This window comes from Lentzea sp., assembly GCF_035525475.1.
Taxonomy (GTDB): Bacteria; Actinomycetota; Actinomycetes; order Mycobacteriales; family Pseudonocardiaceae; genus Lentzea.
The window spans coordinates 96,035-121,140 of the sequence record NZ_DATLEC010000265.1 but is presented as its reverse complement, the minus strand read 5'-3'; the positions used below and the strand labels follow the sequence as shown (position 1 = coordinate 121,140).

Here is a 25,106-nt window from a genome sequence, read left to right as displayed (position 1 = left end):
GTCACAGGGTCAGCGTGTCGCCGCGTGCCACCACCCGGACGTCCAGACCGGGGGCGCGCCGGGAGATCTCGGCGGTGAAGTCGGACAGCGGTGACTTCATGACCCCGTACTCCTCGTAGTGCACGGGAACGGTGGTGCGCGGGGAGAGCAGTTCCATCAGGTCGGTGCCCTGCTTGCCGTCCATGGTGAGCAGCACGCCGAGCACCTTGGTGCCGCCGAGGTGCAGCACGGCGAGGTCGATGCCGTCGAAGCGTTCCCGGATCTCGCGCAACGAGGGGTGCACGAGCGTGTCGCCGCTGAGGTAGACGCGGAACGGGAGCGCGCCCGCCGCCTCCCGGTACTCGAGCATGGTGCCCATGACGGGAGGCAGCAGGCGGCCCACCGGCCCCAGCGCGTGCCTGCCCGGCAGCGAGGTGATCGTCAGCTTCGCCGCACCGCGGCTCAGCGCGACGGTCTCCCACGTCCGCAGCGGCGCGGTCTCGGTGAATCCCCTGCGGGACAACCGCTTCGCCGCGTGCGGCGTGGTGAACACGGGCAGGTCGCGGGCCAGCTCACGGCTCGCCACCCGGTCGAAGTGGTCGCCGTGCAGGTGGGACAGCACGACGGCGTCCAGCTCTGGCAGGTCACCGATCCCGATCGCGGGATCGGTGAGCCTGCGGGACACCACGCCCTGACCGATGTGCGTCCACTGTCCTCTGTGGAGGAAGTTGGGATCGGTCAGGAGCGTGAACGGCCCGAGCCGGAGCACCGTCGTGGCGTTGCCCACGAAGTGCAGCGAACCGGTCACTGCCCGGACAGGCGCTGCCCGGACTCGCGGGCGTGCCCGCCGACGTCCTGCGCCGCTTCCTTCGCGTGCCCGGCCGCGGTCTGCGCGGCGTCGGCGGCCACCTGCTTGACCTCACCCGCCGCCTCGCTCACCGTGGACTGCACGTCCTCCTTGAGGTGCCGCGCGGACTCGGTCAGCGCCTCCTTGGCCGGGTCGACCACGTCGCTGAGGCTGTCGGAGAGCTGCTGCACCGCCTGCTGCTCGGCGTCCGTGCGCGGCAGGAGTGCCGCCACCAGAAGACCGCCGCCGAACGCGATCAGGCCGGCCGCGAGCGGGCTGCCCTGCGTCTGCTGCGCCACCCGGCGCGGTGCCTCCTGGACGGTCTGCTGCACGGCGTGCGCCGCCTGCTCGGCCTTCTCGGCGACGGTGTTGCCGGCGTCCTGTCCCTGTTCGCGCACGGCCGTAGTGGCCTGCGTGGCGGTTCCCATCACTCGCTCCCTCATCGACACCAGCCCCTGACGGACCCCGCGGACGCGCCGCTGCGCGATGGCGCGCGGGCTCGTGTGGTCGACCAGCCGGTTGGCGTCGGCTCGCAGCTCGGCGCGCGTCACTTCGATGTCGCGCTTTATTTGGTCGGGTGTTTCGCCCATTCCGCGTCCTCCTTCAGGGTTTGGACGGTGCGTTCCGGTGTCGGGTTGACGGTGCGCAGGCGTGCGCGGCCATTGGTGTACAGAACCGCTCCCGCGATGCCCCACAACGCCGCGACGATGAGCGCGGCCCAGCCCAGCGGCATGACGGCGCCCAGTGCGAACACCAGAGCCAGGCTCAGCAGCACCGTGGTCAGGTAGCCGGCGAACCCGGCGGCGGCGAGCATTCCCGTCGCCTTGCCCGCCTTCGTGGCCTCCTGGCGGATCTCGGCCTTCGCGAGCTCCAGCTCCTGCCGCATCAGCTTGGACAGGTCACCGGTGAGATCGCTGACGAGGTCGCCCAGGGACTCCGCGGTGGTGTCCGTGCGCAACGGCGGCACCTCAGGGTTCGACATGCGGCACCCCCGCCGGCGGCACGGCCGGCGCCGCACTCGGCGTCAGCGGTGCGCCGTAGTCCGGCGTCGTGACGTAGTCCGGCTTCGTGTAGGTGGGCGTGGCGGCGGGACGTTCGGCCGCCACCGGCACCACGTCGGCGCCCTGCGGCCGCTGTCCGCCCTGCGCCTGTCCCTGGCTCCCGCCGGTCGCGCTCTTCGCCACCCTGCCGACCAGGAAGCCGGCGACGGCGGCGCCCAGCAGGAACATGCCGGGCTTGCGCCGGGCGTAGTCCCGCGCGGAGTCCAGCAGTCCCTGCGCACCGCGTTCGTCGAGGAACCTCGCCGCCTGCCTGCTCGTGTCGGCGACACCCTGGATCGCGCCCGCCGACAGCGAGTCCGGCGATGCGCCGCGGGCCATCTCACCCAGCTCGTCGGCGATGCGGCCGAGCTGCTTCGATACCCGCGTCGCCTGCTGCTCCGCCTCCGACGCGACGCGTTCCCGCACGTCACCGACGACGCGACGGGCCTGGCCGGCGGTCTCGTGGGTCACCTGCGCCGCCTGGTCCCTGACGGTGCTGCCGACCTGTCCGGCAGCTTCCATGGCGTGCTGGGCGACCTCGGAGCCCTCGTCCCGGGCCGCCGCGGGCATTCCACCCATCTGGTTTTCGGTCACGGCTGACTCCTCAGCTCATTGTCATTACTTACCTGGCAGTCGAGCTACCCGCCGAGAGGCCCCGCAAACGACCCGGCCGAAAACTTCTCGCCAACGGCTGTCGTTCATCCGGATGGGCGTTTTTCGACAGGTGTCACAACGGATTCGCGGGGTAAGCCAGGCGGCTGCGCACGAAGCCGGTCGCGTGCCCCGCGCCGTGGATGACATGCCCGCGTAAGCGCAGTCGCGCCGGGTAACCGGGGCCATGAACGTTCACGGGGTGTTGCAAGCGGTCGAAGAGCTTCGCGCGGTGGACCGGCCGGCGGAGTCCGCGGCGAGGGTGGTGCGGCGGGCACTGAGGTCCCCACGGGTCGACCGCGCGGTACGGGGTTCGTGGCTGGGGCATCCGCTGCACCCGTTGATGGTCACCGTGCCCATCGGGGCGTGGGCGTCGGCGGCCGTGCTCGACGCACGCCCCGGTGACGAGGACGCGGCCCGCCGGCTCGTCGCGCTGGGCCTGCTTGCGTCCGTGCCGACGGTCCTGCTGGGACTCGCCGACTACAGCGGCCTCGATCGGCGGCAGCGCAGGGTCGGCGCGGTGCACGCCGTGGCGAACGCCGCCGCTGTGACCTGTTTCGCCGCGTCCTACGCGCTGCGGCGCCGGGGAAGGCACACCGCTGGGAAGGTGCTCGGACTGGCCGGATTGACGGCCGTGGGCATAGGTGGCGCCCTCGGTGGCCACCTGTCCTACGCCCAGGGCGGCGGTGTGCACCGCTGGCAAACGTGACAGTGGTTTCTGTTTGAGCACATCCGTCGGGGCTACTCCGGATCGCTGACGAACGGAGTAGAGGATGACGACCAGTGCCGTCGAAGGACTGCGGGCACTCGCACGGGAGCACGTCGCCGTCGCGGCGTTCACGATCCCCCGCCTGCTGCGCCACCGGGTGTGGCGCGACGCGGACCCGATGGAGGGCGCGGGCCTCGGCGTGGTGCTGGTGCCCGGCTTCGGGGCCGGCGACTTCAGCCTGACTTTCGCCACCACGTGGTTGCGCGACAGGGGTTACGTGCCCGCCGGCGCGGGCGTCGGGTTCACCGTGGGCTGCACCACGGAGCTGGTCGACCGCATCGAACGACGGGTCGAGGAACACGCCGAGGCCACCGGCGGCCCGGTCGTGCTGCTGGGCCAGAGCCGGGGCGGCGGACTCGCCCGCCTCGCCGCCGCACGCCGCCCGGACCTGGTGTCCGGCGTGGTGATGCTCGGCAGCCCCGTGCTCGACCCGGCGGGCGCCCACCCCCACGTGATGCTCGCGGCCAAGGCGCTGGCCCGGCTGTCGTCGATCGGCTTCCCCGGCCTCATGGACCCGGACTGCCTCGACGGCACCTGCTACGAGGACAACATCAGGTCGATCACCGCACCGCTGCCCGACGGCGTCGAGGCGCTGTCGGTGTACTCGAAGTCGGACGGCATCGTGCCGTGGGAGCTGTGCCTCGACCCGTCTGCCGAGTGCGTGGAGGTGCACAGCACCCACACCGGCATGGGCCTCGACCCCGACGTCTTCCTGGCCATGCGACCGCGCCTGGCCGACTGGGCCGCGCGCCGCTACGACCTGCGCCGCACCGGATGAACGACCTCGCCAGAACGGCCGGGGAGGTCTTCGGCTGGACCGAGCTGCGCGACGAGCAGCTCGTCGCGCAGCGGCACCTCCTCGACGGCCGCGACGTGCTCGTCGTCATGCCGACCGGCGCCGGGAAATCCGCGATCTACCAGGTCCCCGCGATCCTGCTCGACGGCCAGACCATCGTGGTCTCGCCCCTGATCGCGCTGGCGGCCCCGGCTCGGAGCGGGTGAACGCGCTGGTTCCCGGTCAGGAGAGGATGGCGCCCCGCGGCGACGGCACGAACGCGGCGAAGTCGCGGTTGTCCACGGTGACGTCCGGGCGCAGCAGCCCGTCGGCCCAGCTGACCACCGCCGCCGGGGCGGGCCGCGGGTTTCCGCCCTGCCGGACCAGCTCCACCAGGTCGCCGAGACGGTCCTCGACCGCCACCGACCAGCCGGTCAGCTCGTTCCACAGCAGTGCCACGTCGTGGTCGGGGAACTCGGGCAGCCGCCCGTCCAGCGCCACGTACGCCGCCGCGCGCGGCTGGGTCTCGACGAACGAGCTGTCGCCGAGCAGTCCGAGACCCGCGACGACCTCGCGGACGTACTGCCGCGTGCGGCGGTCCACCGAGTCGTCGAAGTCGATGTCGAAGTCGATGTCGAGATCACCGGGCATTCCGAGTTCCATGCCTGCTGTGCCTCCGTCGGCCGAACACACTGTTGGTGCGCCGGTCGGATACCCCTGCGGGGTGTGGTCAAACCTGGTCAGGACGGCCTGACGCGCAGGCCGCGGACGGTCAGGACGGTCGACTCGGGCGCCTCGGCCAGGACGAAGCCGATCTCGTCGTCGGCCGCCACGAGGTCGCCGCCGGGTTCCGCGGTCCACCGCACGTCCCCTGGCGCGGTCAGCCGGACCTCGGCGCCGGGCTGCGCGACCGACGCGCCGAGCGGCACGGTCAGGTCCTTCCCCGCCGGTCGGGAATCGCCCGCCTGCTCCAGCACGACGGTGCCGCCGTCCTCCTGCCCTCCGGCGTCCGGCAGGTCCGCGACCAGCCGCAACCCCGTCACGTGCACGGAGTCGCCCTCCCGTTCGACACGGCATTCGCCCTCGAAGTCGAGCACCATCGTCTTGGACCGGAGCGTCACCTCGGTCCGTTCGGCTCGGGCCTTGCCCGCAGTGTCGGCCATGCGGTCTGCCTACCCGCGGCCCGGTGGGCGGAAACGCCGGTCCGGGTACTGTTCGCCCCGTGACGACGCTTCCGCGTCTCCTCGGCCGCGAAGCGAGATCCAGTGCCTCGACGGCCTGGTGGCCGAGGCGCGGGAGGGTCGCGGAAGCGCTCTGGTCCAACCGCCCTGACCGTGCGCGTCCGTGCGGTTCGTGTCGTCACGCCACCACCTTCGCGACGGACGGGCGCCCTTCGCGTCGGCAGACGTTACGTAGATCGCCGGCTTGCGTAGAACAGAGTGCGCACGCCCACGGTGACCCAGGCGAGCACCAGGCCGCCGTACAGCCCGGCCGCGACGCCGGTGAACATCGACGACGGAACCCGCGCGGCGAGCGCGCTCGTGCCGGTCACCAGCGTGCCGAGCGGGAAGACGAAGCTCCACCACGTCAGCGCGAACGGCAGCCCGCGCCGGGCGGTCCGCACGGTCACGGCCGCCGCGAGCACCGCCCACAGCAGGGCGAATCCCCAGGTGGCGGTGCCGTAGAGGACTCCGAACGCGGCCTGCCCCGGCAGCACGGGCACGCCGGCGAGCAGGCAGGCGGCGGTGATCGACTGCCCCAGCGGCCCGAGCACGATCCACAGCGTCGGCACGGTGGACGCGGCCCCAGGGCCGTGCCGCACGAGCCGCTGCCAGATCTGCGGGACGATCACCAGCGTCGCGAAGAGGCTGACGCCGAACAACGCGTAGCACCCCAGCACCATCGCCTGCCGCGCCGATCCGTCCAGGTGCTGGGCGAGCAACGCCCCGGACGCGGCGGAGACCATCGGCGGCACCACGGGCATCAGCCAGCCGCCGAACGCGCGTTCACCGCTGCCGATCATCCGCAGCGGCACCAGAACCGACGTCGCCAGGCCGAGCAGCGTGCCGAGCGTCCACAGTGTCCAGTCGACGGCGAGCGCGGCGTGCGGGCCGATCCAGTCGGAGCCGAGCAGCAACGTCCCGGTGCCGACCGTCATCAACGCCATCGGTGGCGCGCCCCAGAACTGGGCCATCACGGGGTCCGCGACCTGAGCGCGCACCGTCGCCCACGTCCAGCTCCGGAGCGCCGCGACCACGAGGACGACCAGCAGCGCGGCGGCGAACACCCAGACGACTGTCGCGACCGCGTGCAGGCCGGGCATCGAGGCCCCGGCGGTGGCGACGATCCCGGTGCCCATCACGGACGCGAAGAGGTTCGGGCCGAAAGGCGCCGCTCGTCGCACCTCGGGGGCACGGTGTGGGTGAGGTGCGAGAGCGGTCACGACATGACAATCCTCGCTCCCCGCGTGGTCCGGTAGGCGTCGATCACCGATGAACGCATAGGCTGCCCCTATGCCTCTGCCGTCCAGGGTCACCGACCTGACCAGCTTCGACCTGCTGCTGAGCGTGGCGGAGCTGGGCAGCATCGGCCGCGCGGCGAAGGCCCACGGCATGTCCCAGCCCAGCGCCAGCGAACGGCTGCGCACCCTCGAAGCCCGCGTCGGCGTGGCGTTGCTCGACCGCACCCCGCGCGGCGCCCGCCTCACCACGGCGGGTCAGCTGGTGGCCGGGTGGGCGGCCCCGGTGCTCGCGCGGGCCGCCGACCTCGACGCGGGCATCACCAGCCTGCGCGCCGACCGGCAGGGCCAGCTCACGATCGCCGCGAGCCTCACCGTCGCCGAGTACCTGCTGCCGACGTGGCTCATCGCGATGCGCTCGGTCAGCCCGGACACCGCGACCGTGCTGACGGCGGGCAACTCCGTGCACGTCGCCGAGCAGGTCCTCGCCGGGAAGGCCGACCTGGGGTTCATCGAGAACACCGACGTGCCGGTGGGCCTGACCGGTCGGGTCGTGGCGCACGACGAGCTGGTGCTCGTGGTCGCGCCCGGCCACCCCTGGGCACGACGGCGCCGCGTCACCGCCGCCCAGGCCGCCGCCACCCCACTGGTCAGCAGGGAGCCCGGCTCGGGCACCCGACAGGCCTGGGAGCACGCGCTCCGCATCGCGGGGGTGGCGGAGTCCGCCGGCCCGTTGCTGGAGATGTCCTCGACGACGGCCATCAGGGCGGCCGCGACCGGGGGCATCGGCCCGGCCGTGCTCAGCGTGCACGCGGTGGCCGCCGACCTCGCGACCCGAGCGCTCGTGCGGGTCGAGGTGAGCGACCTGGACCTGCACCGGGCGTTGCGCGCGGTGTGGCCCGCCGGCCGGACACCCCGGGGCCCCGCCTCCGACCTGCTGACCATCGCGACGCGTAGTCTCACCACCCGTGCCGACCGGCGGTAGTAAACAGGTTCGCGCCGCGCGCAAGCGCAAGAAGCGCATGGCCGGCGTCGCCCACGACCTCACCGACGCGCAGTGGGAGGCGCTCAAGACGTCGTGGGGCGGTTGCGCCTACTGCGGTGCGGCCGCCGGTTCGCTGCAGAAGGACTGCGTGCAGGCCCTCTCCCGCGGCGGCAGGTACACGCTCGGCAACGTCGTGCCCGCGTGCGGGTCGTGCAACGCCAGCAAGTGCAACGCCGAGGTGACGGGCTGGCTGCGGCGCAAGAAGCTGGACGAACGCTCGTTCCTGGTGCGGCACTACGAGATCTCGGCCGAGCTGACGACCCGGTTCGCGCCCTAAGCGGCGTTGCGGACCGCGTTGTAGCTCTGGAAGAGCCCCTTCCACGCCTTCCCGCACCGGGCGTCGAGCTGCCCATCGCTGCTCACCCCACCCGCCGCGAACCACGGCTCGCACGGCGTGATCTCGGCCAGTTGGCGGCGGACGTCGGCGATGGCGGCCTGACCGGCGGGCGCGAGCTTCGAGGACTGCTTCTCGGCCTCGTCGATCACGCCCGTCACGTCCGGCAGCACGTGGACGCAGTTGTCGGCCGGGGCGACGGGTTCACCGCGCAGACGGGCCATGCAGTCGGTGAGCAGCACACCGATGGCGTCGAGCCTGGGTTGCAGATCCGGCAGACCCGCGGCCGACGGCGAGGGTGCGGCCGGGGTGATGGTGGGCAGCGATGTCGTCGACGTGCCGCATCCGGCCAGCAGCAAAGCCAGCGCGATGGCGGAGTAGCGCATGCCCGGCAGCCTAGCGAGACGCGAAGGCCGCCAGAGCCCAGGTGCTCTGGCGGCCTTGGCTTTCACCCGATCAGGTCAGGCGTTGATGTAGGAGCGCACGCCTTCCGGGAACCCGAGCACGGCCGTGTCGCGGACGTCCTCGTCGACGATCGCGGACTTGCCCTTGCAGCCCGGCTCGGACCAGATCTTCACGGCGCCGTCCGGGGACAGCGACTGGAATCCGCCGCGCAGGTCGGCGCACTGGGCGGAGGGCCTGACACTGGTGGCGAAGTTGTCACCGCTGAAGTCGTCGAAGTTCTTGCCGCTGAAGAAGGTCACGGAGGTCGCGGGCTTCGCACCGGTCGCGGGCGGGGCGGGCCGGGGAGCCGGCGCCTCGGCGGGCGCGACGGCGCGCTTGCCCTCGGGGTTGATCACGAACCACTTGTTGCCGACGTTCTGGCCCTTGATGTCGCCCGCCTTCTCGTCCTTGGAGAAGAGGTAGATCGGGCGGCCGCCGATGGTCACCTGGGTCTGGCCGTCCTGGCGCTTGACGAAGCCGATGTTCTCGCGCTTGATGCCGGGGAAGAACAGCTTGGTGCCCTTGGTGACCGTGATGGCGGGCCACGTCTTGGCGCAGTCACCGTTGCAGTTGGACACACCGCCGTTCACCGGGTCGTCGCTGAACCAGTAGACGCTGCGACCGTTTCCGTTCACCACGGCGGGTTCCAGGCCACCGGCGTTCGCGACGCGGAGCTCAACCCACTTCTGCTTCACCTCGACCGGCGCGGTCGCCGGTGCGCGGTCACCACTGTTCTTGTCGGCCTTGTTGGAGCTGGCCGATCCGCGCAGGAAGTCCACTTCGGACTCGCCAGTGGGAGCCTGCGCCTGCTTTTCCTGGGCCGGACCCGAAACCGGTGAGGCCGAACCGGACTGCGCGGCACCCTGGCCGCAGGCCGTCAATGCGACGACACCGACCGCGAAAAGGGCAGCAACGATCCCGACTTGCTTGCGACGCATGGGGTTTCTCACTCCTGATTGGACTTTCGTCAACCTGTTCACCCCTGTCACGTACGCCCTCTCGAAACGGTTCACCCGAGTTCGATCTGAGAGCGCGATCACATCGCGCCGAGGCGTCGCGCGGTACCGTGGAAGGCGTGAGCATCAGCCTGAGCAGCGACTTCGCCACCGCCGTCCCGGAGATGGCGGTCCCGTGGGAGGCCGTCCCGGTCGCGGAACCGGAACTCCTCGTCCTCAACGAGCCGCTCGCGCACGAGCTCGGCCTCGACCCGGCCTGGCTGAAAGCCGACGGGCTGCCCCTCCTCGTGGGCAACGCCGCACCCGGCGTGGCGCAGGCCTACGCGGGCCACCAGTTCGGCGGCTACTCCCCCAGGCTCGGCGACGGCCGCGCCCTGCTGCTGGGCGAGCTGACCGACGCCGGGGGCCGGCTGCGCGACCTGCACCTCAAGGGGTCGGGCCGCACCCCGTTCGCCCGCGGCGGCGACGGCCTGGCGGCGATCGGCCCGATGCTGCGCGAGTACGTCGTCAGCGAGGCCATGCACGCCCTCGGCGTCCCGACGACCCGGGCGCTGTCCGTCGTGGCCACCGGCGCCGTCGTCCAGCGCGACGAGCCGCTGGCCGGAGCGGTGCTGGCGCGCGTCGCCGCGTCGCACCTGCGAGTCGGCAGCTTCCAGTACGCCCGCAACACCGGCGATCTCGACCTGCTGCGCCGCCTCGCCGACCACGCCATCGCCCGCCACCACCCCGGCAGCACCTACCTGGAGCTGTTCGAGCACGTGGTGGCGGCCCAGGCGTCCCTGGTCGCGCGGTGGATGCTCGTCGGGTTCATCCACGGCGTGATGAACACGGACAACATGACGATCTCCGGCGAGACGATCGACTACGGCCCGTGCGCGTTCATGGAGGCCTACGACCCGACGACGAAGTACAGCTCCATCGACCACCGCGGCCGGTACGCCTACGGCAACCAGCCGATCGTCGCCGAGTGGAACCTCGCCCGCCTCGCCGAGGCCCTGCTGCCGTTGTTCGACGAGGACGAGGACAAGGCGGTCGCGCAGGCCACGGAGACGCTCGGCACGTTCCCCGAGCGGTTCGAACGGGCCTGGATCGGCGGCATGGGCGTCAAGCTGGGCATCTCCGGCGACGTGAAGCCGCTGCTCAAGGACCTGCTCGCGCTCATGCAGGAGAACCACGTCGACTTCACGTCGTTCTTCCACCTCCTCTCCGCCGCGGCCCGCGGCGACGCCGAACCCGCCCGCTCGCTGTTCCTCGACCTCGCCGGCATCGACGCCTGGATCGCACGCTGGCGGGAGCAAGACCCGGACGCCGACGCGATGGACCGCGTCAACCCGGTCTACATCCCCCGCAACCATCTGGTCGAAGAGGCTCTGGCAGCCGGAGCCGACGGCGACCTCGGCCCGCTGCACCTCCTGCTGGAAGCGGTTACCCGGCCGTACGGCGTGCGTCCGGGTCTGGAACACTTCTCGGCTCCTGCGCCGCAGGACTTCAGCGCCACCTACCGGACCTTCTGCGGGACTTGATGAAACTGCAGCCCATCGGGCACGTCGAATCTTCTTTGCTGGACCGCGCCTCCGCCCCCGAGCAGGGCGACGAGGGCGCGCCGGACGCCTGGCTCGTCTTCGCCCCCGAGTACGCGCGGGCGATGCGCGAACTGGCCGCGGGCAACGACGTCCTCGTGCTCACCTGGCTCGACCGCGCGGACCGCTCCGTGCTGGCCGTGCACCCGCGCGGCGACCAGGACAAGGCGGAGACAGGGGTGTTCTCGACCCGCTCACCGGACCGGCCGAACCCCGTCGGGCTGCACCGCGTCACGATCCTCGGCGTGGACGGGCTGAAGGTGCGGGTCGCGCACCTCGAGGCCCTCGACGGGACGCCGATCATCGACGTGAAGCCGGTGCTGGGCACGGAACGCTGACCCTGTCGGCCGAGGCCGCCTCCGACGCCACGCCACCCGCCGACCCCAGGCCGGCGTCGGCCTACCGCGGGTCCCGCGGACACCCGCCGTCCACGTCCAGCCCGGCCACCAGGTCGGCGCGGAACGGCAGCTCCCCGCACAACAGCCGCGGCGTCGAGGTCGTGTCGGTGTTCCCCTGCAGCACCAGCACGGCCTTGTTCGACGGCAGCCGGGTGCTCGCGCTGAACCCGATCGTCCCGGTGGCGCCCTGGATCGCGTTGTCCGGCCGGATGCTGCCGATGCCGGCGAGCAGCCCCTCCCGCACCCGCGCGCCGGGGTCGGTGCGGCGCACCTGCCGCACTCCCTCGGCCAGCACCTGCATCGCGTCGTAGGCGGCGGCCGAGCGGCCGTCGCCCAGCGTCTGGCAGGTCTTGCGGAACACGTCGAGGTACACCTTGTAGAACGGCACCTTCGCGCAGTCGGTCCACGCGGCGGGGCTCGCGAACGACAGGTAGTCCAGGCGCACGTTGGGGAACTGCGCCATCGTGCCCTCGAGGATGAACCGCGTCGACGAGTCGCTCGCGAGCACCGGCGGTGTGTTGCCCTGGCACCTGCTGTTCATGCCGCGCAGGAACTCCGCCAGGTACTGCGCGCGGCCCGCGTAGAACACCGCGTATCCCGGCCTTGACGAAGTAGGGCACGCACCCTGGCCCAGCGAGGCTGGCGCCAGGCCCTCGTCGTCGCTCGCGACACGGTACGACTTGTACTGGCTGACCGTGATCCCGCGCTCGGTGAACGAGAGGCGCGCGTCCTCGGCCAGGTTCTGGCTGTAGCGGTCGGACGGGTCCCCGGAGTGGAAGATCGCCACGTCGGACACGCCGAGCCTGCTCTGCGCGTAGTAGGCGGCCACCCGCGCCTCGCGCAGGTTGTTGGGGCCCACCTGGTAGTAGTACTCGTTGACGCCCGCCATGTCGTCGGCGGACGTCAGCGTGCCGATCACCGGCAAAGCGTTGCTGCCCAGCCGTTTCACCACCGACTTGGCCGTGTCGGTGCTGATCGACAGGCCGGTCACCGCGACCACGCTCCGGTCGCGCGCGGCCAGTTCGATGATCTTCTCGGCGGCGATGTCACCGGACGCCAGCCCGCGTCCACCCGGTCCCTCGCCGCCGTTGGCCAGCAGCATCCTGATGGGCACGTCGGACGTCTTCTGCGCCACCCACACCCCGCGCAGCTCCTCGACCAACGCGTAGAAGCTGTTGGCGGTGCTGGGGGTCAGCACGCTCAGGAACACGATCGTGATCGCGTCCGGGCGCGCCGCGGCCTTGCGGTTCTCCTCCACGATCCGGCCGTAGACGTCCTCCAGCGCCGGACGGATGTCCGACGGCACCGAGTCGGGCACGAAGTGGCGCACCGGATCCGCCGACACACCGATGCACTCCGCACCGACGCGTTCCAGCGGCGAACGCACCGACACCGACCACCACTCGTCGCACCTGGCGTGGTTCAGGAACGGCACGGCCACAAGGGAAGCAGCGGCCAGCGTCAGCACGAGCGGCGCGGCGAGAGCACGGCGCAGGCGCAACGGCGGCAGCTCGGAGAGGCCGCCGATCACGCCACGAGCGGACTCGGACGCGTCGGTGTCCAGTGCGAGCACCCAGTTCTCGGACCGCGACAGCTGCCGGAGCCAGTCGTGGTACCCGGCCAGCGCGTCCGCGACGTGCGTGCTCGGCACCTCGTCCGACTCCTGCGCGGCGATCACGAGCAACGGATCCGGGCGGCTCAACGGGTTCGCGCGCCACGACTGTCCACTCCGGACCCCGCTGCGCGCCCGGCCGATCGCGTCGAGCAGCCACGACCCGTCTTCCAGCAACAGCCACGGGTTTCCGGTCCGCCGACGGCCCGTCCCCCACAGCGTCCAGCGCCGGTGCGAACGACGCAGGTCCTCCAGCAGCGCCCGCACGAGCAGGTCGCCGACCTCGTCCTCGTGCCGCTCGGCGAGGCGTTCCTTCACGACGGCGCGAGCGAGCCGGTAGAGCCCGTGCCGCGACCGTCCGCCCAGCGGCTGCTCGCCCACCCACGTCGCCGGACGCCACAGCAACGCCATCAGCGCGAGGCCGATCCGCGGCATGAGCCCGATGACCAGCCGGATCCACCACGGGAAGTCGTGCGCGAGGTCCTGCGCGCCGTCGGTGGTCATCCGCACGCGCCGGCGCAGGTGCTGCCGGAACTCCCGCGCGATCTCGCGCTCCTCCTCGTCGGCCTCGACACCGGCGGGCAGCGTCAGGTCGAGCAACCACCCGACGAGCGCGTAGTGCGGGAACCGCAGCCGTGCCGCGCCCCGCACGTCCCCCGCGAGCTGGCCGACCACGTCGTCGAGCAACCGCCGCTGCGACTCGTCGCACTGGACGTGGGCGAACGCGACCCGTCGACCTCGCGCGGTCGCAGGCCGGTTCGCCAGCGCCTCGAGCGGGCTTTCCACGCCCGGCGGGCGGCGCAGCACGACGATCGGCAACGGCACGTCGCGAGCGGGCCAGCGAGGACGGGTGGCCAGGCGGTCCAGCAACCGGACGAGCTCCAGCGCGCCGCTGAACTGCAGCCCGCGCGTCTGCTCCGAGCCGAGGAACCACCCGTGTGACGTCATCCTGGACAGCGCCATGTTCCCCGCCCGTTCTGCCGGTCCCAAACAGGATCCCGACGGATTGTCGGGCAGGACGCTCGGCCCGTTGGCGGAAACCGCTGTATTCGACGTGGACGAGAATGCGGTGCGGCGAGCGTGCCGGCGGGGTACCCGGCGGTCATGAGCCAGCCGATACCGCCCCCAGGACCCGGTCCGACCACGCCGGGGCCGGACCAGCCGCGTCCGCCCGGCCCGGACACCGACCCGATGAGCCCGCCGGGACCGGCCCCGGACCCGTTGCGGCCTCCCGGCCCGGACCCCGATCCCGTCCCTCCCTCGCCTGAACCTCTCTGAAGCGACTTGAGGAGCTCGCGCGCCGCGTCCACGACGACTTCCGCGTCGATGTGCGCGGCGTGCGGCGGGCCCTGACGTCCTCGGTGTCCGGCAACGTCCGGCTCGCCGTGACGGACCCGGCGACACACCACACCCCTGTGGTTTGAAACGCTGTCGCGCGGGGTAGGCGTGCAACGGCCGACCGACCTGGGGAGCACGCCATGCTCAGTCAGCAGGAACAGCAGCAGCTCATCGACATCGAGCAGTACTTCCGCGCCACCGACCCCGACCTCGCCCGCGTGCTGAGCGCAGGCCCTCACGCCCAGTGGATTCGCCGCCAGCTCGCCGCGGCCCTCGTCGCGGTGATCGCGAGTGCGGTGCTCATCGGACTGAGCGTGCTGATCCTGAGCTGACCACTCAGATCGACCACGAACACGAGTGCGCCGCCGGAGAACTCCGGCGGCGCACCCACTTCGTCCCGGATCAGGAAGACGCGGCCTTCTCCAGCTCGCGCTTCAGCTGCTCCTTGCTCATGCTCGCCGCTCCGGACAGCCCGAGGTTCTTGGCCTGCGTCAGCAGTTCCTCGCGGGTGGCCTGGCCGGGCATCTCACCGAGGTGCTCCGCGCGGCTGCGCGCGAACGACTCGCCCAGCTCGTAGCGGCGCTCGGCGCTCAGCCGCTGGCGCATGCCGGGGAGGACGGTCTTCTCCTCCTCCTCGACGTGGTGCGTGATGGCGTCGACGACGTCCTGCAACGCCTTCTCGTACTGCGGCGAGTCGAACTCGCAGTCGAGGAGCTTGACGAGCAACTGCTCGGCCTCGGCGTGCTCCTCCTGGCTGTGCTCGACCTCGTCGTCGCCGCCCGCGTCCTTGGCGGCCGGGTAGACCTCGGACTCCTCGGCCCGGCTGTGGGCGACGAGCAGGCCGCAGAGCACCGGCGTGACCAGCGGTCGCTTCTCCGGGTGGTTCTTCAGCTCGCCGAACAGGCGCTCCACCTCGCGGTGGTCCTGCATGATGAGGTCGACGACGTCGTACTGCATGGTGGTGGTTCTCCTTCAGTTCGGGTTGTTCCGCGAGTAGCGCGTGGTGAGGGGTGCGAAACCGCTCCGGCGACGACACCGGCGACGAGTCCGTCGACGAGGTTCACCAGGCCGGGCACGCCCAGCGTGTCGTCGTGCATCCGGCGGACGGTTCGAGGTCGGCGTGGACGTGTCTGATGCGGTTGGTCCCCAGGCCCGATCGGCCGGTCGCGCCGGTGATCGTCGCCGTGCGGATCATCTGCAGCGTGTCGTGCTCCATCGGGAGGATCGTCGGCGCCGATGTCCTGTCCACTTCGGACATGTCGTCCGGCACGTCAGCGTCCCAGCGCGCTCGCCGTCTCGGCCTCACCGGCCTGGGCGCGGTTCTTGTTCACCGTCCGCGCGGCGATCTCCTTCGCCCGCTTCGGCGATGCGCCGCGGTCCTGGGCGGAGTCCTTGACGTGCTCGTACTGGCGTTCACGTTCGGCGTTCGATCCCGCGGGCACCACGACCTCCTCCTGGTTCGAGCTGTCCCGCGAATACCCCCGGTCAGGGTGGTTCACACACGGGTCATCGGGTAGTCATTCCCATGGCGATCTCATCTCGGCTCGACACCGCCCGCGTGCTCTCGACCGTGCTGCTGCCGACCCTGGCCAAGGGCGTCATCGTCCGCAGGCCGGGCGTGATGTCCCTCGCCGGGAAACTCCAGTCCGACGCGAAGGCCGTCGACACGATGCGCACGCTGCGCGACCGCTACGGGCCGGAACCCGTCCGGCTGCGGATCACCGGGCGCAGCGTCGCCGTCCTCGTCGACCCGACGGACGTCGGCCGGTTGCTCGACGGGTCGCCGGAACCGTTCGCGCTGGCCACCAAGGAGAAGAAGGCCGCGCTCAGCCACTTCCAGCCGCACGGCCTGCTCATCTCCGAGGGTGCGGAGCGCGAACGGCTGCGCGAGGTCAACGAACGCGCGCTGCGGCCGGAGAGCGTGCCCGTCGAGGCGATCGTGCGGGACGAGGCCGATCTGCTCACCAGGCACGTGATGAGCACGGGTGAGCTGACCTGGGACTCCTTCGCCCAGGCGTGGTGGCGGATCGTGCGCAGGATCGTCCTCGGTGACGGCGCCCGCGGCGACGACCAGCTGACCGACGACCTGAGGGCGTTGCGCGGAAACGCGAACTGGGCCTTCCTGCACCCGAAGCAGCGCGACCTGCGTGAACGGTTCCAGCGCAGGCTCGACGAGCACCTCGCGCGGGCGGAGAAGGGCAGCCTCGCGGCACAACCGGGTGACCTGTCCGGTCAGATCCCCCACTGGCTGTTCGCCTTCGACGCCGCCGGAATCGTCACGATGCACGCGCTGGCCATCGGCGCCCGCGGCACGCACGGCATCCTCGAATCGGCGCGGTTGTGGCCCACGACGCCGATGATCCTGCGCGAGAGCACGATCGCCACCCGCTGGCACGGCACGTGGCTGCCGGAGGACACCCTGTTCGTGGTCTTCACGCCGTTCTTCCACCGCGACCCGGACCGGCTGCCGTACGCCGACCGCTACGCCCCCGAGATCTGGGACAGGCCGCTCGATCCGGCGATCGTGCCGTTCAGCGGTGGTCCCGGCGTGTGCCCCGGCCGTGACCTGGTGCTGGTGACCGGCAGCGCGATGCTGGACGCGTTGAGCGAGCACCTCTCGTTCCCCACGCTCGACGCCCCGCTGCCCGCCACGCTGAACCACTTCGCGCTCCGCTTGCAAGCGACGCCGATGGGTACACGCGTCTCATGAACGCTCCCCTGAACGCCGTCGTAACCGGGGCCGACTCCGGTATCGGCAAGGCGATCGCCGTCGCGCTGGCGGGCGGCGGTGTCGACGTCGGCATCACCTACCACCAGGACGCCGACGGAGCCGCGAGAACAGCCGACGAGGTGCGCCAGGCCGGTGCCCGGTGCGCCGTGCGCCAGCTGGACCTCACCGACCTGCCCACCGCGGCCGCCGCCGTGGACGAGCTCGCCGGCGAACTGGGCGGCATCGACGTCCTCGTGAACTGCGCGGGCACCGGCAGCAGCCAGAAGGTCATGGACATGCCGTTCGACACCTGGCGCGAGGTGCTCTCGGTCGACCTGGACGGCGCGTTCCTGTGCTGCCAGCGCGCGGCCAAGCACATGATCGCCGCCGGTCGGGGCGGCCGGATCATCAACATCACCTCGGTCCACGAGCACCTGCCGCGGGTGGGCGCCGCGCCGTACTGCGCCGCCAAGGCCGGGCTCGGCGCGCTGACCGAGGTGCTCGCGCTCGAGCTGTCCGAACACGGCGTCACCGTCAACTCCGTGGCACCCGGCGAGATCTCGACGCCGATGACGGGCCAGGAGGACGTGGACCCGCACACCCAGTCCCGTCCCGGTGTGCCGCTCGGCCGTCCTGGTGCCGCGCACGAGGTCGCGGCGGTGGTGGCGTTCCTCGCCACGCCCGCCGCCTCGTACGTCACGGGTGCCTCGCTCGTCGTGGACGGCGGGATGTCCCTGATGGGCCCGCAAGCGAGCGGAATGCTCGCCGACGAGAAGTGGAGGCAGCCCTGATGCGTGCCGTGGTCCTCAACTGCACCCTCAAGAAATCCCCCGACCCGTCCAACACCGACCTGCTGGCCCAGGTCGTGATCGACGGGCTGACCAAGAAGGACGTCGAGGTCACCTCGTTCCGGCTGGCCGACCACGAGATCCCGCCCGGTGTCGTGACCGACCTCGGCGGCGGCGACGAGTGGCCGAACGTCCACCAGCTGCTGCTCGACGCGGAGATCCTGGTGTTCGCGACCCCGACGTGGGTCGGCCGCCCCTCCTCGATCGCGCAGCGGGCGCTGGAGCGCATGGACGCGATGATCTCCGAGACCGACGACCAGGGCCGCCCGGTGGCCTACAACAAGGTCGCGGGCGTCGTGGTGACGGGCAACGAGGACGGCGCGCACCACGTGATCAGCGAGATCGCCGGCGGCCTCGGCGACATCGGCTACACGATCCCCGGCCAGGCCTGGACGTACTGGAACCGCGGTCCGGGGCCTGGTCCCAGCTACTCGGAGACCAGCGAGGGTCACGAGTGGTCGGAGAAGACCGGCCGCACGATGGCGGCCAACCTCCACGCCGTCGCCCTGGCCCTGGCGGAACGTCCGATCCCCGCCTGAGCGAGCGCCACCAGCGCGCCGATCGCCAGGCCGCCCAGCACGTCCGTGGGCCAGTGCACACGGGTCCTGAGGCGGCTGTAGGCGACCAGCAACGCCAGCGGCGTCACGAACACCGCCGCTCCGGGGTCCACCAGCGCGGTGGCTGTGCCGAACGCGGCAGCCGTCACCGCGTGCTTCGACGGGAACGACGACGAGTCGGGGTGCTCGGGCAGCGCCTCGCGCGCCGGCATCGCGGCGGCCTGCGGTCTGCGCCGGTGGACCACCAGACTGATCAGGTGGCCCAGCGGCATCGCGACGACCGCGGCGGTGAGAGCGCGTTTCGCGGTGGTCTTCCTGCCGGCCAGCGCCAGCAGGCCCGCGACGGGCAACCAGAGCAGCCCGCCGCGCGCGGTGAGGCTGGCGGCGATGATCACGGGGTGTGGTCTTCGCGTCGGCAGCAGCTCGCTGTCGTGCATCGAATCGTCGTCAAGCTCTTCGAGCTCTTCCTCGGCACCGGTCATCCCGCTCAACTACCCAGAACGGCCCAACCGGAACCCCTCTACGGCCAGGAGGGCTCCTCGGCGTGGGCCACCACGAGTTCCCGCACCTCGCAGTTCTCCGGCTGGCTGAGCGCGAACACGATCGCCGCAGCCACCCGGTCCGGCGGGTTCAGCTTCTCCAGGTCCTTGGGCCGGTACTGCTCGGTCCTGTCGTCGAAGAAGCTCGTTCGCATCCCGCCGGGAACGACGAGCGTGACCCCGACACGTCCCGCGGTCTCGGCGGCCAGGGCACGCGTGAACCCGACGACACCGAACTTCGAGGCGCAGTAGGCGGTCGCGTCGCTGACAGCGCGCAGGCCGAGGGTGGACGCGACGGTCACCACACGCCCGTTCTCCAGGTGCGGCAGGGCCGCGCGGATCACCGCCGCCGTACCGAACAGGTTGACCTTGACGACCTGCTCCCACTCCTCCGCGGGCACCTCCGCCAGCGTGCCGCACCGGTCGATGCCGGCCGCGGTCACCACGGCGCTGAACTTGCCGTGCCGTTCGGCGAGTGCGCGGACCGCGGCTTCGGCCGCGCGGCCGTCCGCCAGGTCGACCAGCTCGAAGTCGTCCTTGGCGGGCGCGGACTTGTCGAGCACCAGGGGCGTCGCCCCTGCCTCGCGCACCGCGTCGGCCACGGCCGCCCCCAGTCCGCCCGCGCCTCCGGTCACCAGCACGTTCCCCTGCATCAAGCCCTCCTCGACAAGATCTCGGTCGTCGAATGTCCCCGGTGGTACGGCACGACGACGGTCCGTCCGCCCCAGCGCCGCACGACCTCGGTCTCCGGCAGCAGTTCGGCGGTGTAGTCGCCGCCCTTCACCCACACGTCCGGGCGCAACCGGCCCAGGACGTTCGACGGGGTGTCCTCTCCGAACACGATCACGTCGTCCACGGACTCGAGCGCGCGCAGCACCTCGATCCGCTCCTCCTGGCTGTTGACCGGCCGTCCCTCGCCCTTCAGCCGCCGCACCGACTGGTCGGAGTTGAGGCACACCACCAGGCAGTCGCCCAGAGCACGCGCCGCGGCCAGCATCCGGACGTGGCCGGGGTGCAGGACGTCGAAGCACCCGCCGGTCGCCACCACGGTCCCGCCGCGCCGGCGCACGTCGTCCACCGTGGACGGAAGCGGCGCGCGCATCCCCGAGATGCCGCCGCGGTTCAGGAAGTCGGCCGCGGACGCCACCGCGCCGGCGATCGCCTCGTCGTAGGCGGCACCGAGAGCGAGGTGGACGGCCGCGGACACGGCGAACCGGTCCCCCGCCCCGCACGGATCCGCCACCGGCACCGGCGGCGCGGGCACGGCGACAGGCGTCCCTCCGCAGTGCAGCACCGCACCGCCACTGCCCAACGTCACCACGACAGCCCGCGCACGCCACCGTTCCAGCAGCACGGCGGCGGCCTCGTCCGCGTCACCGGTGCCGCTGAAAGCCTTGGCCTCCGGCAGGTTCGGGGTCGCGAGCCGCACCCCCGGCACCGGCGCCGGTCCGCGCGGGTGCGGGTCCCAGACCACCGGGACGCGGGTGAGCACCGACCGCAGCCGTTCGTCGCGCAACAGCCCGCGCCCGTAGTCGGACGCCAGCACGAAGTCCGCGGACAGCACCACGTCCAGCATGTCGTCGGTCACCTGCGGTGAACCGGAACCACCCCGGTCCACGCGCGCCAGCGACGTCCCGCCGCTGCGCAACCGCGTCTTCACCGGAACGGAGTCCACGTGCCCGAACATCCCGGGCACCTCGAGCAGCGACCGCAGCCGCTCCCCCGCCTCGTCGCCGGACAGCGCGCTGACCAGCGTCACGTCCACACCGTCACGCGCGGCCATCGTCGCCGCGAGCGCCGCGCCACCGGGACGCGGGTGCTCGGCGACCACGTCGAGCACGGGAGCCGGGGCGTCCGGGCACAGCCGGTCGACGGTGCCCTCGACGTCGACGTCGAGCAGGGAGTCACCCACCACGACCAGCTTCACGACGCCCTCCTCGAAGCCCGCCGCGAACCGGCCGCGCTCGACGCGAGCACCGCATCACTCCGCCGACATACGGCTGCCGCGGCTTCCCCACCGCGCCACCACGTCCCGGCTCCCGCCGAACCGCTCGCCACCAGCTTCACGACGCCCTCCGGTGAGCCACCGGCAGCGCCGCCTCGAACGCCTCGCACAACGCGTGCACGGCCACCAGCTGCCCCTCCTGCACGTTGCACGGCTCACCGGGCAGCGCGAGGACGTCGTCGGCCAACGCCGCCAACGGGTTCGGCAACGGTCCGGTGAACGCCCACACGGTCGCTTCGGCGAGCCGGGCCGCACGGGCGGCCTCCAGAAGGTTCGGGCTGGAGCCGCTGGTGGACAGCAGGACCACCACGTCACCCGGCCGGGCGTGCGCCGTCACCTGGCGGGCGAAGACCTGGTCGTAGCCGTAGTCGTTCGCGATCGCGGTGACGCTGGACGTCTCGGAGCACAGCGCCAGGGCGGAGAACGGCGCGCGGTCGTGCCGGTAGCGGCCGACGAGCTCGGCGGTCAGGTGCTGGGCCTCGGCGGCGGATCCGCCGTTGCCCGCCGCGAGCAGCTTGCCGCCGTCCAGCAGCAGACGCGCGAGCATCGTTCCCCACCGGTTGACGCGTGAGGCTTGGGCGCGCAGGCCCGACAACGTGTCGGTCAGTCCGTCGAGGTGGCTTTCGACCGTCACCGTGCCACCGCCAGACCGTCGTTCGCGCAGACCTTCTGGTAGACCATCTCCGTGCGCGTCGCCACCTCGTCCCACGTGTACCGCGCCTCGACGCGGTCACGGCCGGCGATGCCGTAGGCCATGCCGCGCGACCGGTCCGCGAGGACCTTGCGCAGCGCACGTCCGAGCGCACGCGGATCACGTGGCGGGGTCAGCACACCCGTGACTCCGTGCGCCACGGTGTCCTTCAGGCCACCGACCGCTGATGCCACCACCGGCACACCGCAGGCCATGGCTTCCAACGGCACGATGCCGAACGGTTCGTACCAGGGCACGCACGCCACGACGTCCGCCGACCGCAGCAGGGCGGGCATGTCCGCGCGGTCCACCTGCCCGACCAGGCTCACGCGGTCCGCGACACCGTGGGTCTCGGCGCGGGAGAGGAGCCGTTGCGCCTCCGGGTCGTTCGTCAGGTCGCGCGAGCCGCCCGCGATGACCAGCTCGGTGCCGGGCACTCCCGGCAGTGCGGCGATCAGGTCGTCGAACCCCTTGCGCGGCACCAGCCTTCCGACCGACACGATCCGGCGGAGGGCCGTGCGCTCCGCCACCGGGCCGGTCGTGGTGAACACCTTCGGGTCCACACCGCACGGCACCACCGAGATCTTCGACCGCCACAGGCCCATGCCGGTCAGCTCCTGGACCTCGTCCTCGCACGTGGCGGCCACGGCGGCGGCCTCGCGCCCCACCAGGCGTTCCACGGAGATCCGTTCGGGCGGGCTGGTGTCCCGCGCGCCCTGGTGACGGCGCTTCACCGTGCCCAGCGCGTGGTAGGTGTGCACGACCGGGATGCCGGAGTCCCGCGCGGCGACGACCGAGGCCAGGCCGGACATCCAGAAGTGGCTGTGCACCACGTCCGGTGACCAGTCCTGCCGCAGGAAGCGGGCGAACTCGGCCATGTGCGGCAGGAGCCCGTCCTTGGGAACCTGCACGGCCGGTCCCGCCGGGACGTGCACGACCTCGTAGCCGTCCTCGGTGGGAACCCGTCGTGGCAACTCTTCGGCGTCGCGCCGCGTGTAGACCACCACCTCGTGACCTCGCCGCACCATCGCCGCAGCCAGAGCGGCGACGTGCACGTTCTGCCCTCCCGCGTCGGCACCTCCCAAAGCCGCGAGAGGGCTGGCGTGCTCCGACACCATCGCGATCCTCATCCGACCACCTCCTTGAGCAGCACGTCCCAGTTGCGCAGGAACGCGTCGAGTCCGTAGTGGGCCAACGCGAACTCGCGCGCCCGTCGTCCCCTCTCCCTGGCCAGCGCCGGGTCGGCGACCAGCTCCCGCGCCGCGCGGACCAGCTCGTCGACGTCGGTCGAGATCGCGCCGGCCTCCGGTGGCACGGCTCTGATCGCCTCCGTGCTCGCCAGCGCGACCACCGGCATGCCGATGTGCATGGCCTCCAGCAACGAAAGCCCTAGCGAGGTCCACCGCGGCGTGTGCACGTACACGCGGCGGCGGGCCAGTTCCCGGTGCAGCGACGGGAGGTCGTGGTCCCCCATGCCGCCGATCTCCTCGGTCCTCATGCCGAACACGTCGATCGGGTCGAACCGCGGCAGCAGGTCCGTGCCGACGATCCGCCCGCGCCGCACCGGGTCGTTGATCACCGCGGCGGCACGCGGGAGCTCGCCGGTGTAGAGCGGTCCCGGGTCGACGACGCCGTGCTCGATCACGACCGTCCTGGTGTTGCCGCAGTCCCACATCAGGTCGTTGAAGTGCGTGACGTGGACCAGGATCCCGTCCCAGTCCGCCAGCGGGTGCTGCTGGGCGGGGGCTCTGGGAGTGTTGTGCTCCAGGTACACCACGGGCGCGCCCTGCGGGACCTGGGACAGTTCTTCCAGCCGCTGCACCACGACCACGTCGGCGTCCACATCGGACGAAGGGACCTCGGTCGCCCTCCAGGGGCGGCCGGCGAGCCCGATGCCGTGCGGCGGACCGGGTACCAGGTACTCGTGCCCGCCCTGGACGAACGAGTGCGTCCACGAGCCGTGCACGTGCCACAACAGGATCTTCACGTCGTCACCTCCGCGACCGCCGCCACGACGTCGGCCGGATCGACCAGGTCGAGGCACGGATGGCCTGGCACAGGACATTCGCGCGCCCTGGTTCCCCGACAGGGCGCGTTCTGGTCTCCCAGCACCACGTGCCGGCCGTGCGGCGCCCACCTCGCAGCCGGCACGACCGGCGCGAACAGCGAGACGACGGGCGTGCCGACGGCGGCGGCGAGGTGAGCGGGACCGGTGTTGCCGACGACCACCGCGTCGGCTTTCGCCAGCACCCCGCTCAGCTCGCGAAAACTGGTGCGCCCGGCCAGGTCGAGTCCGCACGCACCGGCGACGTGCTCGGTCAGCCCGGCCTCGGCCGGACCTCCGGTCACGACGACGCGGTGCCCCGCCGCGGTCAGTGCGACCACGGCTTTCGCCCACCGGTCGGGCGACCAGGTGCGGGCGGGCGCCGACGCACCGGGGTGCACGACCACGTACGGACGGCTCAGCTCTGTCTCGGGAGGCTCGACGACGGCGAGGCGGCCGTCGTCCCCCTCCGGCAGCTCGAACCCCGCGGCGCGCGCGACCTCCAGCGCCCGCAACGCCTCCTGGATGTCCGGGTCGTCCTTCAACCGCACGTCCAGCAGCGATCCCGGGTAGTCGACCGACCGCGCCACGATCCTCGGCACGCCCGCGAGCCGCAGCATCAGCGCCAGCGGCAACGGGCTCTGGTGGAACGAGGTCAGGATCAACGCCACGTCGGCGCGGATGCCGTGCACCAGCGCGATGACGGCCTCGACGTCGACGGGACGGACGTCCGGCGCGGGGTGGACGATCCACGGGCATTCCCACTCGACGATCCGGCTCACGCCCGGCAGCAGTTCCGCCGCGTGGACGCCGTTCGGCCCGCACAGGACGACGACCTCACCGGACGCCGCCGCCGCGCGCACCGCCGGTCCCGCCAGCAGCACGTCACCGTCGCTGTCCAGCCGTGCGACCAGCGTCCTCACCGGATCATCTCGATCAGGCTCAGGAGGTCCCGCGCGGTGCGCGGCGCTCGTTCCACCTCTTCCGCCCTGGTCACCGGCGTGGGCACCAGGACGGGCACGGCGCCTGCCGCCTGCGCCGCTTCGACGTCCGCGCCGATGTCGCCCACGAACATCGTGCGCGCGGGACTGACGTCCAGGGCCTCGCACGCCGCGAGCACCATGCCGGGCGCCGGTTTGCGGTACGGGCAGGCGTCATCGGGGTGGTGCGGGCAGATCTGCCAGGTTCCGAAAGGTCCGAGCAGCTCCTCGACCCGTGCGTTCACCGACGCGACCTGCGCCTCGGTGACGAACCCGCGTCCGATGCCCGACTGGTTGCTCACCACGCCCGTGCGCAGTCCGCGGGCTCGCAGGGTGCGCAGCACCTCCTGCGCGCCGGGCATCGGGGTGACACGGGATGGATCGCCGTTGTACGGCACGTCCTCGATCAGGGTGCCGTCGCGATCGAACAGCACCGCGTCGAAAAGCTCGTCCATAGAGGAGAGTTAGCCTAGAAAAACGGCTTGAAACGCTACTCAGAGAAGCGC

General features: G+C 71.9%; 30 protein-coding genes and 2 pseudogenes. 11 read left to right on the top strand and 21 right to left on the bottom strand.

All coding sequences use genetic code 11. From position 1 onward, the window contains the following. Position 1: 1 nt before the first annotated feature. Genes VM306_RS40885 through VM306_RS40870 form a run of 4 tightly spaced genes read right to left on the bottom strand, consistent with a single transcriptional unit; the run spans position 2 to position 2,460 of the window. Positions 2 to 787 carry an MBL fold metallo-hydrolase gene (locus VM306_RS40885; RefSeq protein WP_325525086.1) on the bottom strand — a complete coding sequence of 262 codons (786 nt, stop codon included), beginning with the start codon at positions 785 to 787 and terminating at the stop codon, positions 2 to 4. After that, positions 784 to 1,416, bottom strand: a complete 633-nt coding sequence (locus tag VM306_RS40880; RefSeq protein WP_325525084.1) for a DUF3618 domain-containing protein — start codon at positions 1,414 to 1,416, stop codon at positions 784 to 786. Before VM306_RS40880 ends, VM306_RS40885 begins: the two co-directional genes overlap by 4 nt. Then, positions 1,392 to 1,808 carry a phage holin family protein gene (locus VM306_RS40875; protein WP_325525082.1) on the bottom strand — a complete coding sequence of 139 codons (417 nt, stop codon included), beginning with the start codon at positions 1,806 to 1,808 and terminating at the stop codon, positions 1,392 to 1,394. Before VM306_RS40875 ends, VM306_RS40880 begins: the two co-directional genes overlap by 25 nt. Next, on the bottom strand, positions 1,795 to 2,460 hold the full coding sequence (locus VM306_RS40870) for a hypothetical protein (RefSeq protein ID WP_325525080.1): 666 nt from the start codon (positions 2,458 to 2,460) through the stop codon (positions 1,795 to 1,797). Before VM306_RS40870 ends, VM306_RS40875 begins: the two co-directional genes overlap by 14 nt. A 259-nt stretch (positions 2,461 to 2,719) precedes the next feature. Here VM306_RS40870 and VM306_RS40865 point away from each other — a divergent pair, with 259 nt between their 5' ends. The 3 genes and pseudogenes from VM306_RS40865 to VM306_RS40855 all read left to right on the top strand — a co-directional run. After that, a complete protein-coding gene (locus VM306_RS40865; RefSeq protein ID WP_325525078.1) occupies positions 2,720 to 3,226 on the top strand; it encodes a DUF2231 domain-containing protein in 507 nt (168 codons plus the stop codon). Positions 3,227 to 3,290: 64 nt separating this feature from the next. Next, positions 3,291 to 4,064: an alpha/beta fold hydrolase gene (locus VM306_RS40860; RefSeq protein ID WP_325525075.1), complete on the top strand. Its 774-nt coding sequence runs from the start codon at positions 3,291 to 3,293 to the stop codon at positions 4,062 to 4,064. Next, a pseudogene (locus tag VM306_RS40855) lies at positions 4,061 to 4,264 on the top strand (DEAD/DEAH box helicase); the annotation flags it as partial. The gene VM306_RS40860 and the pseudogene VM306_RS40855, both read left to right, overlap by 4 nt. 40 nt (positions 4,265 to 4,304) lie before the next feature. Here the strand turns inward: VM306_RS40855 and VM306_RS40850 are convergent. The 3 genes from VM306_RS40850 to VM306_RS40840 form a co-directional block, all read right to left on the bottom strand. Continuing rightward, positions 4,305 to 4,724 (bottom strand): DUF6292 family protein, encoded by a 420-nt coding sequence (locus VM306_RS40850; RefSeq protein WP_325525073.1) that lies wholly within the window; start codon positions 4,722 to 4,724, stop codon positions 4,305 to 4,307. Between the two features lie 77 nt (positions 4,725 to 4,801). Further along, positions 4,802 to 5,224, bottom strand: a complete 423-nt coding sequence (locus tag VM306_RS40845) for a hypothetical protein (protein ID WP_325525070.1) — start codon at positions 5,222 to 5,224, stop codon at positions 4,802 to 4,804. A 245-nt stretch (positions 5,225 to 5,469) separates the two neighbouring features. Next, positions 5,470 to 6,465 carry a C4-dicarboxylate ABC transporter gene (locus VM306_RS40840; protein WP_325525068.1) on the bottom strand — a complete coding sequence of 332 codons (996 nt, stop codon included), beginning with the start codon at positions 6,463 to 6,465 and terminating at the stop codon, positions 5,470 to 5,472. A 109-nt stretch (positions 6,466 to 6,574) separates the two neighbouring features. Here VM306_RS40840 and VM306_RS40835 point away from each other — a divergent pair, with 109 nt between their 5' ends. Continuing rightward, positions 6,575 to 7,504 carry a LysR family transcriptional regulator gene (locus VM306_RS40835; RefSeq protein ID WP_325525066.1) on the top strand — a complete coding sequence of 310 codons (930 nt, stop codon included), beginning with the start codon at positions 6,575 to 6,577 and terminating at the stop codon, positions 7,502 to 7,504. Next, the gene (locus tag VM306_RS40830; protein ID WP_325525063.1) at positions 7,488 to 7,841 is read left to right on the top strand and encodes an HNH endonuclease; all 354 of its coding nucleotides are present in this window, start codon (positions 7,488 to 7,490) and stop codon (positions 7,839 to 7,841) included. Before VM306_RS40835 ends, VM306_RS40830 begins: the two co-directional genes overlap by 17 nt. On the opposite strand, the gene VM306_RS40825 is transcribed toward VM306_RS40830, so the two are convergent. Continuing rightward, a complete protein-coding gene (locus VM306_RS40825; RefSeq protein WP_325525061.1) occupies positions 7,838 to 8,284 on the bottom strand; it encodes a hypothetical protein in 447 nt (148 codons plus the stop codon). The genes VM306_RS40830 and VM306_RS40825 overlap by 4 nt on opposite strands. A gap of 75 nt (positions 8,285 to 8,359) precedes the next feature. After that, positions 8,360 to 9,280, bottom strand: a complete 921-nt coding sequence (locus VM306_RS40820; protein ID WP_325525059.1) for a hypothetical protein — start codon at positions 9,278 to 9,280, stop codon at positions 8,360 to 8,362. A 137-nt stretch (positions 9,281 to 9,417) separates the two neighbouring features. Between VM306_RS40820 and VM306_RS40815 the strand changes: the two genes are divergently transcribed. Together VM306_RS40815 and tsaA are read left to right on the top strand one after the other, a co-directional pair. Then, positions 9,418 to 10,821, top strand: coding sequence for a protein adenylyltransferase SelO (locus VM306_RS40815; protein ID WP_325525055.1), 1,404 nt, complete (start codon positions 9,418 to 9,420; stop codon positions 10,819 to 10,821). After that, positions 10,821 to 11,216, top strand: a complete 396-nt coding sequence (tsaA, locus tag VM306_RS40810; protein WP_325525052.1) for a tRNA (N6-threonylcarbamoyladenosine(37)-N6)-methyltransferase TrmO — start codon at positions 10,821 to 10,823, stop codon at positions 11,214 to 11,216. The genes VM306_RS40815 and tsaA overlap by 1 nt, the downstream gene beginning before the upstream one ends. A 61-nt stretch (positions 11,217 to 11,277) precedes the next feature. Here tsaA and VM306_RS40805 read toward each other — a convergent pair whose 3' ends face one another. Beyond that, positions 11,278 to 13,836, bottom strand: a complete 2,559-nt coding sequence (locus VM306_RS40805; RefSeq protein WP_325525049.1) for an ABC transporter substrate-binding protein — start codon at positions 13,834 to 13,836, stop codon at positions 11,278 to 11,280. A 530-nt stretch (positions 13,837 to 14,366) separates the two neighbouring features. Between VM306_RS40805 and VM306_RS40800 the strand changes: the two genes are divergently transcribed. Then, positions 14,367 to 14,558, top strand: a complete 192-nt coding sequence (locus VM306_RS40800; RefSeq protein WP_325525047.1) for a DUF3040 domain-containing protein — start codon at positions 14,367 to 14,369, stop codon at positions 14,556 to 14,558. A gap of 70 nt (positions 14,559 to 14,628) precedes the next feature. Here the strand turns inward: VM306_RS40800 and VM306_RS40795 are convergent, their stop codons facing one another. From VM306_RS40795 to VM306_RS40785, 3 genes and pseudogenes are all read right to left on the bottom strand, one after another. Next, positions 14,629 to 15,183, bottom strand: coding sequence for a hemerythrin domain-containing protein (locus VM306_RS40795; RefSeq protein WP_325525045.1), 555 nt, complete (start codon positions 15,181 to 15,183; stop codon positions 14,629 to 14,631). Positions 15,184 to 15,286: 103 nt separating this feature from the next. After that, positions 15,287 to 15,496 (bottom strand): hypothetical protein, encoded by a 210-nt coding sequence (locus tag VM306_RS40790; RefSeq protein WP_325525043.1) that lies wholly within the window; start codon positions 15,494 to 15,496, stop codon positions 15,287 to 15,289. Between the two features lie 16 nt (positions 15,497 to 15,512). Next, a pseudogene (locus VM306_RS40785) lies at positions 15,513 to 15,668 on the bottom strand (plasmid stabilization protein); the annotation flags it as partial. An 83-nt stretch (positions 15,669 to 15,751) separates the two neighbouring features. On the opposite strand from VM306_RS40785, the gene VM306_RS40780 reads away from it, so the two are divergent. Genes VM306_RS40780 through VM306_RS40770 form a run of 3 tightly spaced genes read left to right on the top strand, consistent with a single transcriptional unit; the run spans position 15,752 to position 18,323 of the window. After that, the gene (locus VM306_RS40780) at positions 15,752 to 16,936 is read left to right on the top strand and encodes a cytochrome P450 (RefSeq protein WP_325525041.1); all 1,185 of its coding nucleotides are present in this window, start codon (positions 15,752 to 15,754) and stop codon (positions 16,934 to 16,936) included. Next, positions 16,933 to 17,727, top strand: coding sequence for an SDR family oxidoreductase (locus tag VM306_RS40775; RefSeq protein WP_325525038.1), 795 nt, complete (start codon positions 16,933 to 16,935; stop codon positions 17,725 to 17,727). The genes VM306_RS40780 and VM306_RS40775 overlap by 4 nt, the downstream gene beginning before the upstream one ends. Then, on the top strand, positions 17,727 to 18,323 hold the full coding sequence (locus VM306_RS40770) for a flavodoxin family protein (RefSeq protein ID WP_325525036.1): 597 nt from the start codon (positions 17,727 to 17,729) through the stop codon (positions 18,321 to 18,323). The genes VM306_RS40775 and VM306_RS40770 overlap by 1 nt, the downstream gene beginning before the upstream one ends. On the opposite strand, the gene VM306_RS40765 is transcribed toward VM306_RS40770, so the two are convergent. The 8 genes from VM306_RS40765 to VM306_RS40730 all read right to left on the bottom strand — a co-directional run bounded on the left by VM306_RS40765 (position 18,233) and on the right by VM306_RS40730 (position 25,055). Further along, on the bottom strand, positions 18,233 to 18,823 hold the full coding sequence (locus tag VM306_RS40765; RefSeq protein WP_325525034.1) for a phosphatase PAP2 family protein: 591 nt from the start codon (positions 18,821 to 18,823) through the stop codon (positions 18,233 to 18,235). The two genes, VM306_RS40770 and VM306_RS40765, sit on opposite strands and share 91 nt — an antisense overlap. Before the next feature lie 38 nt (positions 18,824 to 18,861). Then, on the bottom strand, positions 18,862 to 19,533 hold the full coding sequence (locus VM306_RS40760; RefSeq protein ID WP_325525032.1) for an SDR family oxidoreductase: 672 nt from the start codon (positions 19,531 to 19,533) through the stop codon (positions 18,862 to 18,864). Next, a complete protein-coding gene (gene rfaE2, locus VM306_RS40755; RefSeq protein WP_325525027.1) occupies positions 19,533 to 20,807 on the bottom strand; it encodes a D-glycero-beta-D-manno-heptose 1-phosphate adenylyltransferase in 1,275 nt (424 codons plus the stop codon). The genes VM306_RS40760 and rfaE2 overlap by 1 nt, the downstream gene beginning before the upstream one ends. A gap of 136 nt (positions 20,808 to 20,943) precedes the next feature. Continuing rightward, positions 20,944 to 21,519 (bottom strand): SIS domain-containing protein, encoded by a 576-nt coding sequence (locus VM306_RS40750; protein ID WP_325525025.1) that lies wholly within the window; start codon positions 21,517 to 21,519, stop codon positions 20,944 to 20,946. Continuing rightward, positions 21,516 to 22,706, bottom strand: a complete 1,191-nt coding sequence (locus VM306_RS40745; RefSeq protein ID WP_325525023.1) for a glycosyltransferase — start codon at positions 22,704 to 22,706, stop codon at positions 21,516 to 21,518. The genes VM306_RS40750 and VM306_RS40745 overlap by 4 nt, the downstream gene beginning before the upstream one ends. Next, positions 22,703 to 23,563, bottom strand: a complete 861-nt coding sequence (locus tag VM306_RS40740) for a glycosyltransferase (protein WP_325525019.1) — start codon at positions 23,561 to 23,563, stop codon at positions 22,703 to 22,705. Before VM306_RS40740 ends, VM306_RS40745 begins: the two co-directional genes overlap by 4 nt. Then, positions 23,560 to 24,543, bottom strand: coding sequence for a glycosyltransferase family 9 protein (locus tag VM306_RS40735; RefSeq protein ID WP_325525016.1), 984 nt, complete (start codon positions 24,541 to 24,543; stop codon positions 23,560 to 23,562). Before VM306_RS40735 ends, VM306_RS40740 begins: the two co-directional genes overlap by 4 nt. Continuing rightward, entirely contained in the window at positions 24,540 to 25,055 is a 516-nt protein-coding gene (locus tag VM306_RS40730) for an HAD family hydrolase (RefSeq protein ID WP_325525014.1), read from the bottom strand. Before VM306_RS40730 ends, VM306_RS40735 begins: the two co-directional genes overlap by 4 nt. Positions 25,056 to 25,106 lie beyond the last annotated feature (51 nt).

Bases quoted from the DNA above. Each gene is read 5' to 3' on its own strand.
- VM306_RS40880 (WP_325525084.1), bottom strand. From the start codon at position 1,416: ATGGGCGAAACACCCGACCAAATAAAGCGCGACATCGAAGTGACGCGC.
- VM306_RS40875 (WP_325525082.1), bottom strand. From the start codon at position 1,808: ATGTCGAACCCTGAGGTGCCGCCGTTGCGCACGGACACCACCGCGGAG.
- VM306_RS40860 (WP_325525075.1), top strand. From the start codon at position 3,291: ATGACGACCAGTGCCGTCGAAGGACTGCGGGCACTCGCACGGGAGCAC.
- VM306_RS40850 (WP_325525073.1), bottom strand. From the start codon at position 4,724: ATGGAACTCGGAATGCCCGGTGATCTCGACATCGACTTCGACATCGAC.
- VM306_RS40845 (WP_325525070.1), bottom strand. From the start codon at position 5,224: ATGGCCGACACTGCGGGCAAGGCCCGAGCCGAACGGACCGAGGTGACG.
- VM306_RS40835 (WP_325525066.1), top strand. From the start codon at position 6,575: ATGCCTCTGCCGTCCAGGGTCACCGACCTGACCAGCTTCGACCTGCTG.
- VM306_RS40825 (WP_325525061.1), bottom strand. From the start codon at position 8,284: ATGCGCTACTCCGCCATCGCGCTGGCTTTGCTGCTGGCCGGATGCGGC.
- VM306_RS40820 (WP_325525059.1), bottom strand. From the start codon at position 9,280: ATGCGTCGCAAGCAAGTCGGGATCGTTGCTGCCCTTTTCGCGGTCGGT.
- tsaA (WP_325525052.1), top strand. From the start codon at position 10,821: ATGAAACTGCAGCCCATCGGGCACGTCGAATCTTCTTTGCTGGACCGC.
- VM306_RS40805 (WP_325525049.1), bottom strand. From the start codon at position 13,836: ATGACGTCACACGGGTGGTTCCTCGGCTCGGAGCAGACGCGCGGGCTG.
- VM306_RS40800 (WP_325525047.1), top strand. From the start codon at position 14,367: ATGCTCAGTCAGCAGGAACAGCAGCAGCTCATCGACATCGAGCAGTAC.
- VM306_RS40795 (WP_325525045.1), bottom strand. From the start codon at position 15,183: ATGCAGTACGACGTCGTCGACCTCATCATGCAGGACCACCGCGAGGTG.
- VM306_RS40780 (WP_325525041.1), top strand. From the start codon at position 15,752: ATGGCGATCTCATCTCGGCTCGACACCGCCCGCGTGCTCTCGACCGTG.
- VM306_RS40775 (WP_325525038.1), top strand. From the start codon at position 16,933: ATGAACGCTCCCCTGAACGCCGTCGTAACCGGGGCCGACTCCGGTATC.
- VM306_RS40770 (WP_325525036.1), top strand. From the start codon at position 17,727: ATGCGTGCCGTGGTCCTCAACTGCACCCTCAAGAAATCCCCCGACCCG.
- VM306_RS40765 (WP_325525034.1), bottom strand. From the start codon at position 18,823: ATGACCGGTGCCGAGGAAGAGCTCGAAGAGCTTGACGACGATTCGATG.
- VM306_RS40760 (WP_325525032.1), bottom strand. From the start codon at position 19,533: ATGCAGGGGAACGTGCTGGTGACCGGAGGCGCGGGCGGACTGGGGGCG.
- VM306_RS40745 (WP_325525023.1), bottom strand. From the start codon at position 22,706: ATGAGGATCGCGATGGTGTCGGAGCACGCCAGCCCTCTCGCGGCTTTG.
- VM306_RS40730 (WP_325525014.1), bottom strand. From the start codon at position 25,055: ATGGACGAGCTTTTCGACGCGGTGCTGTTCGATCGCGACGGCACCCTG.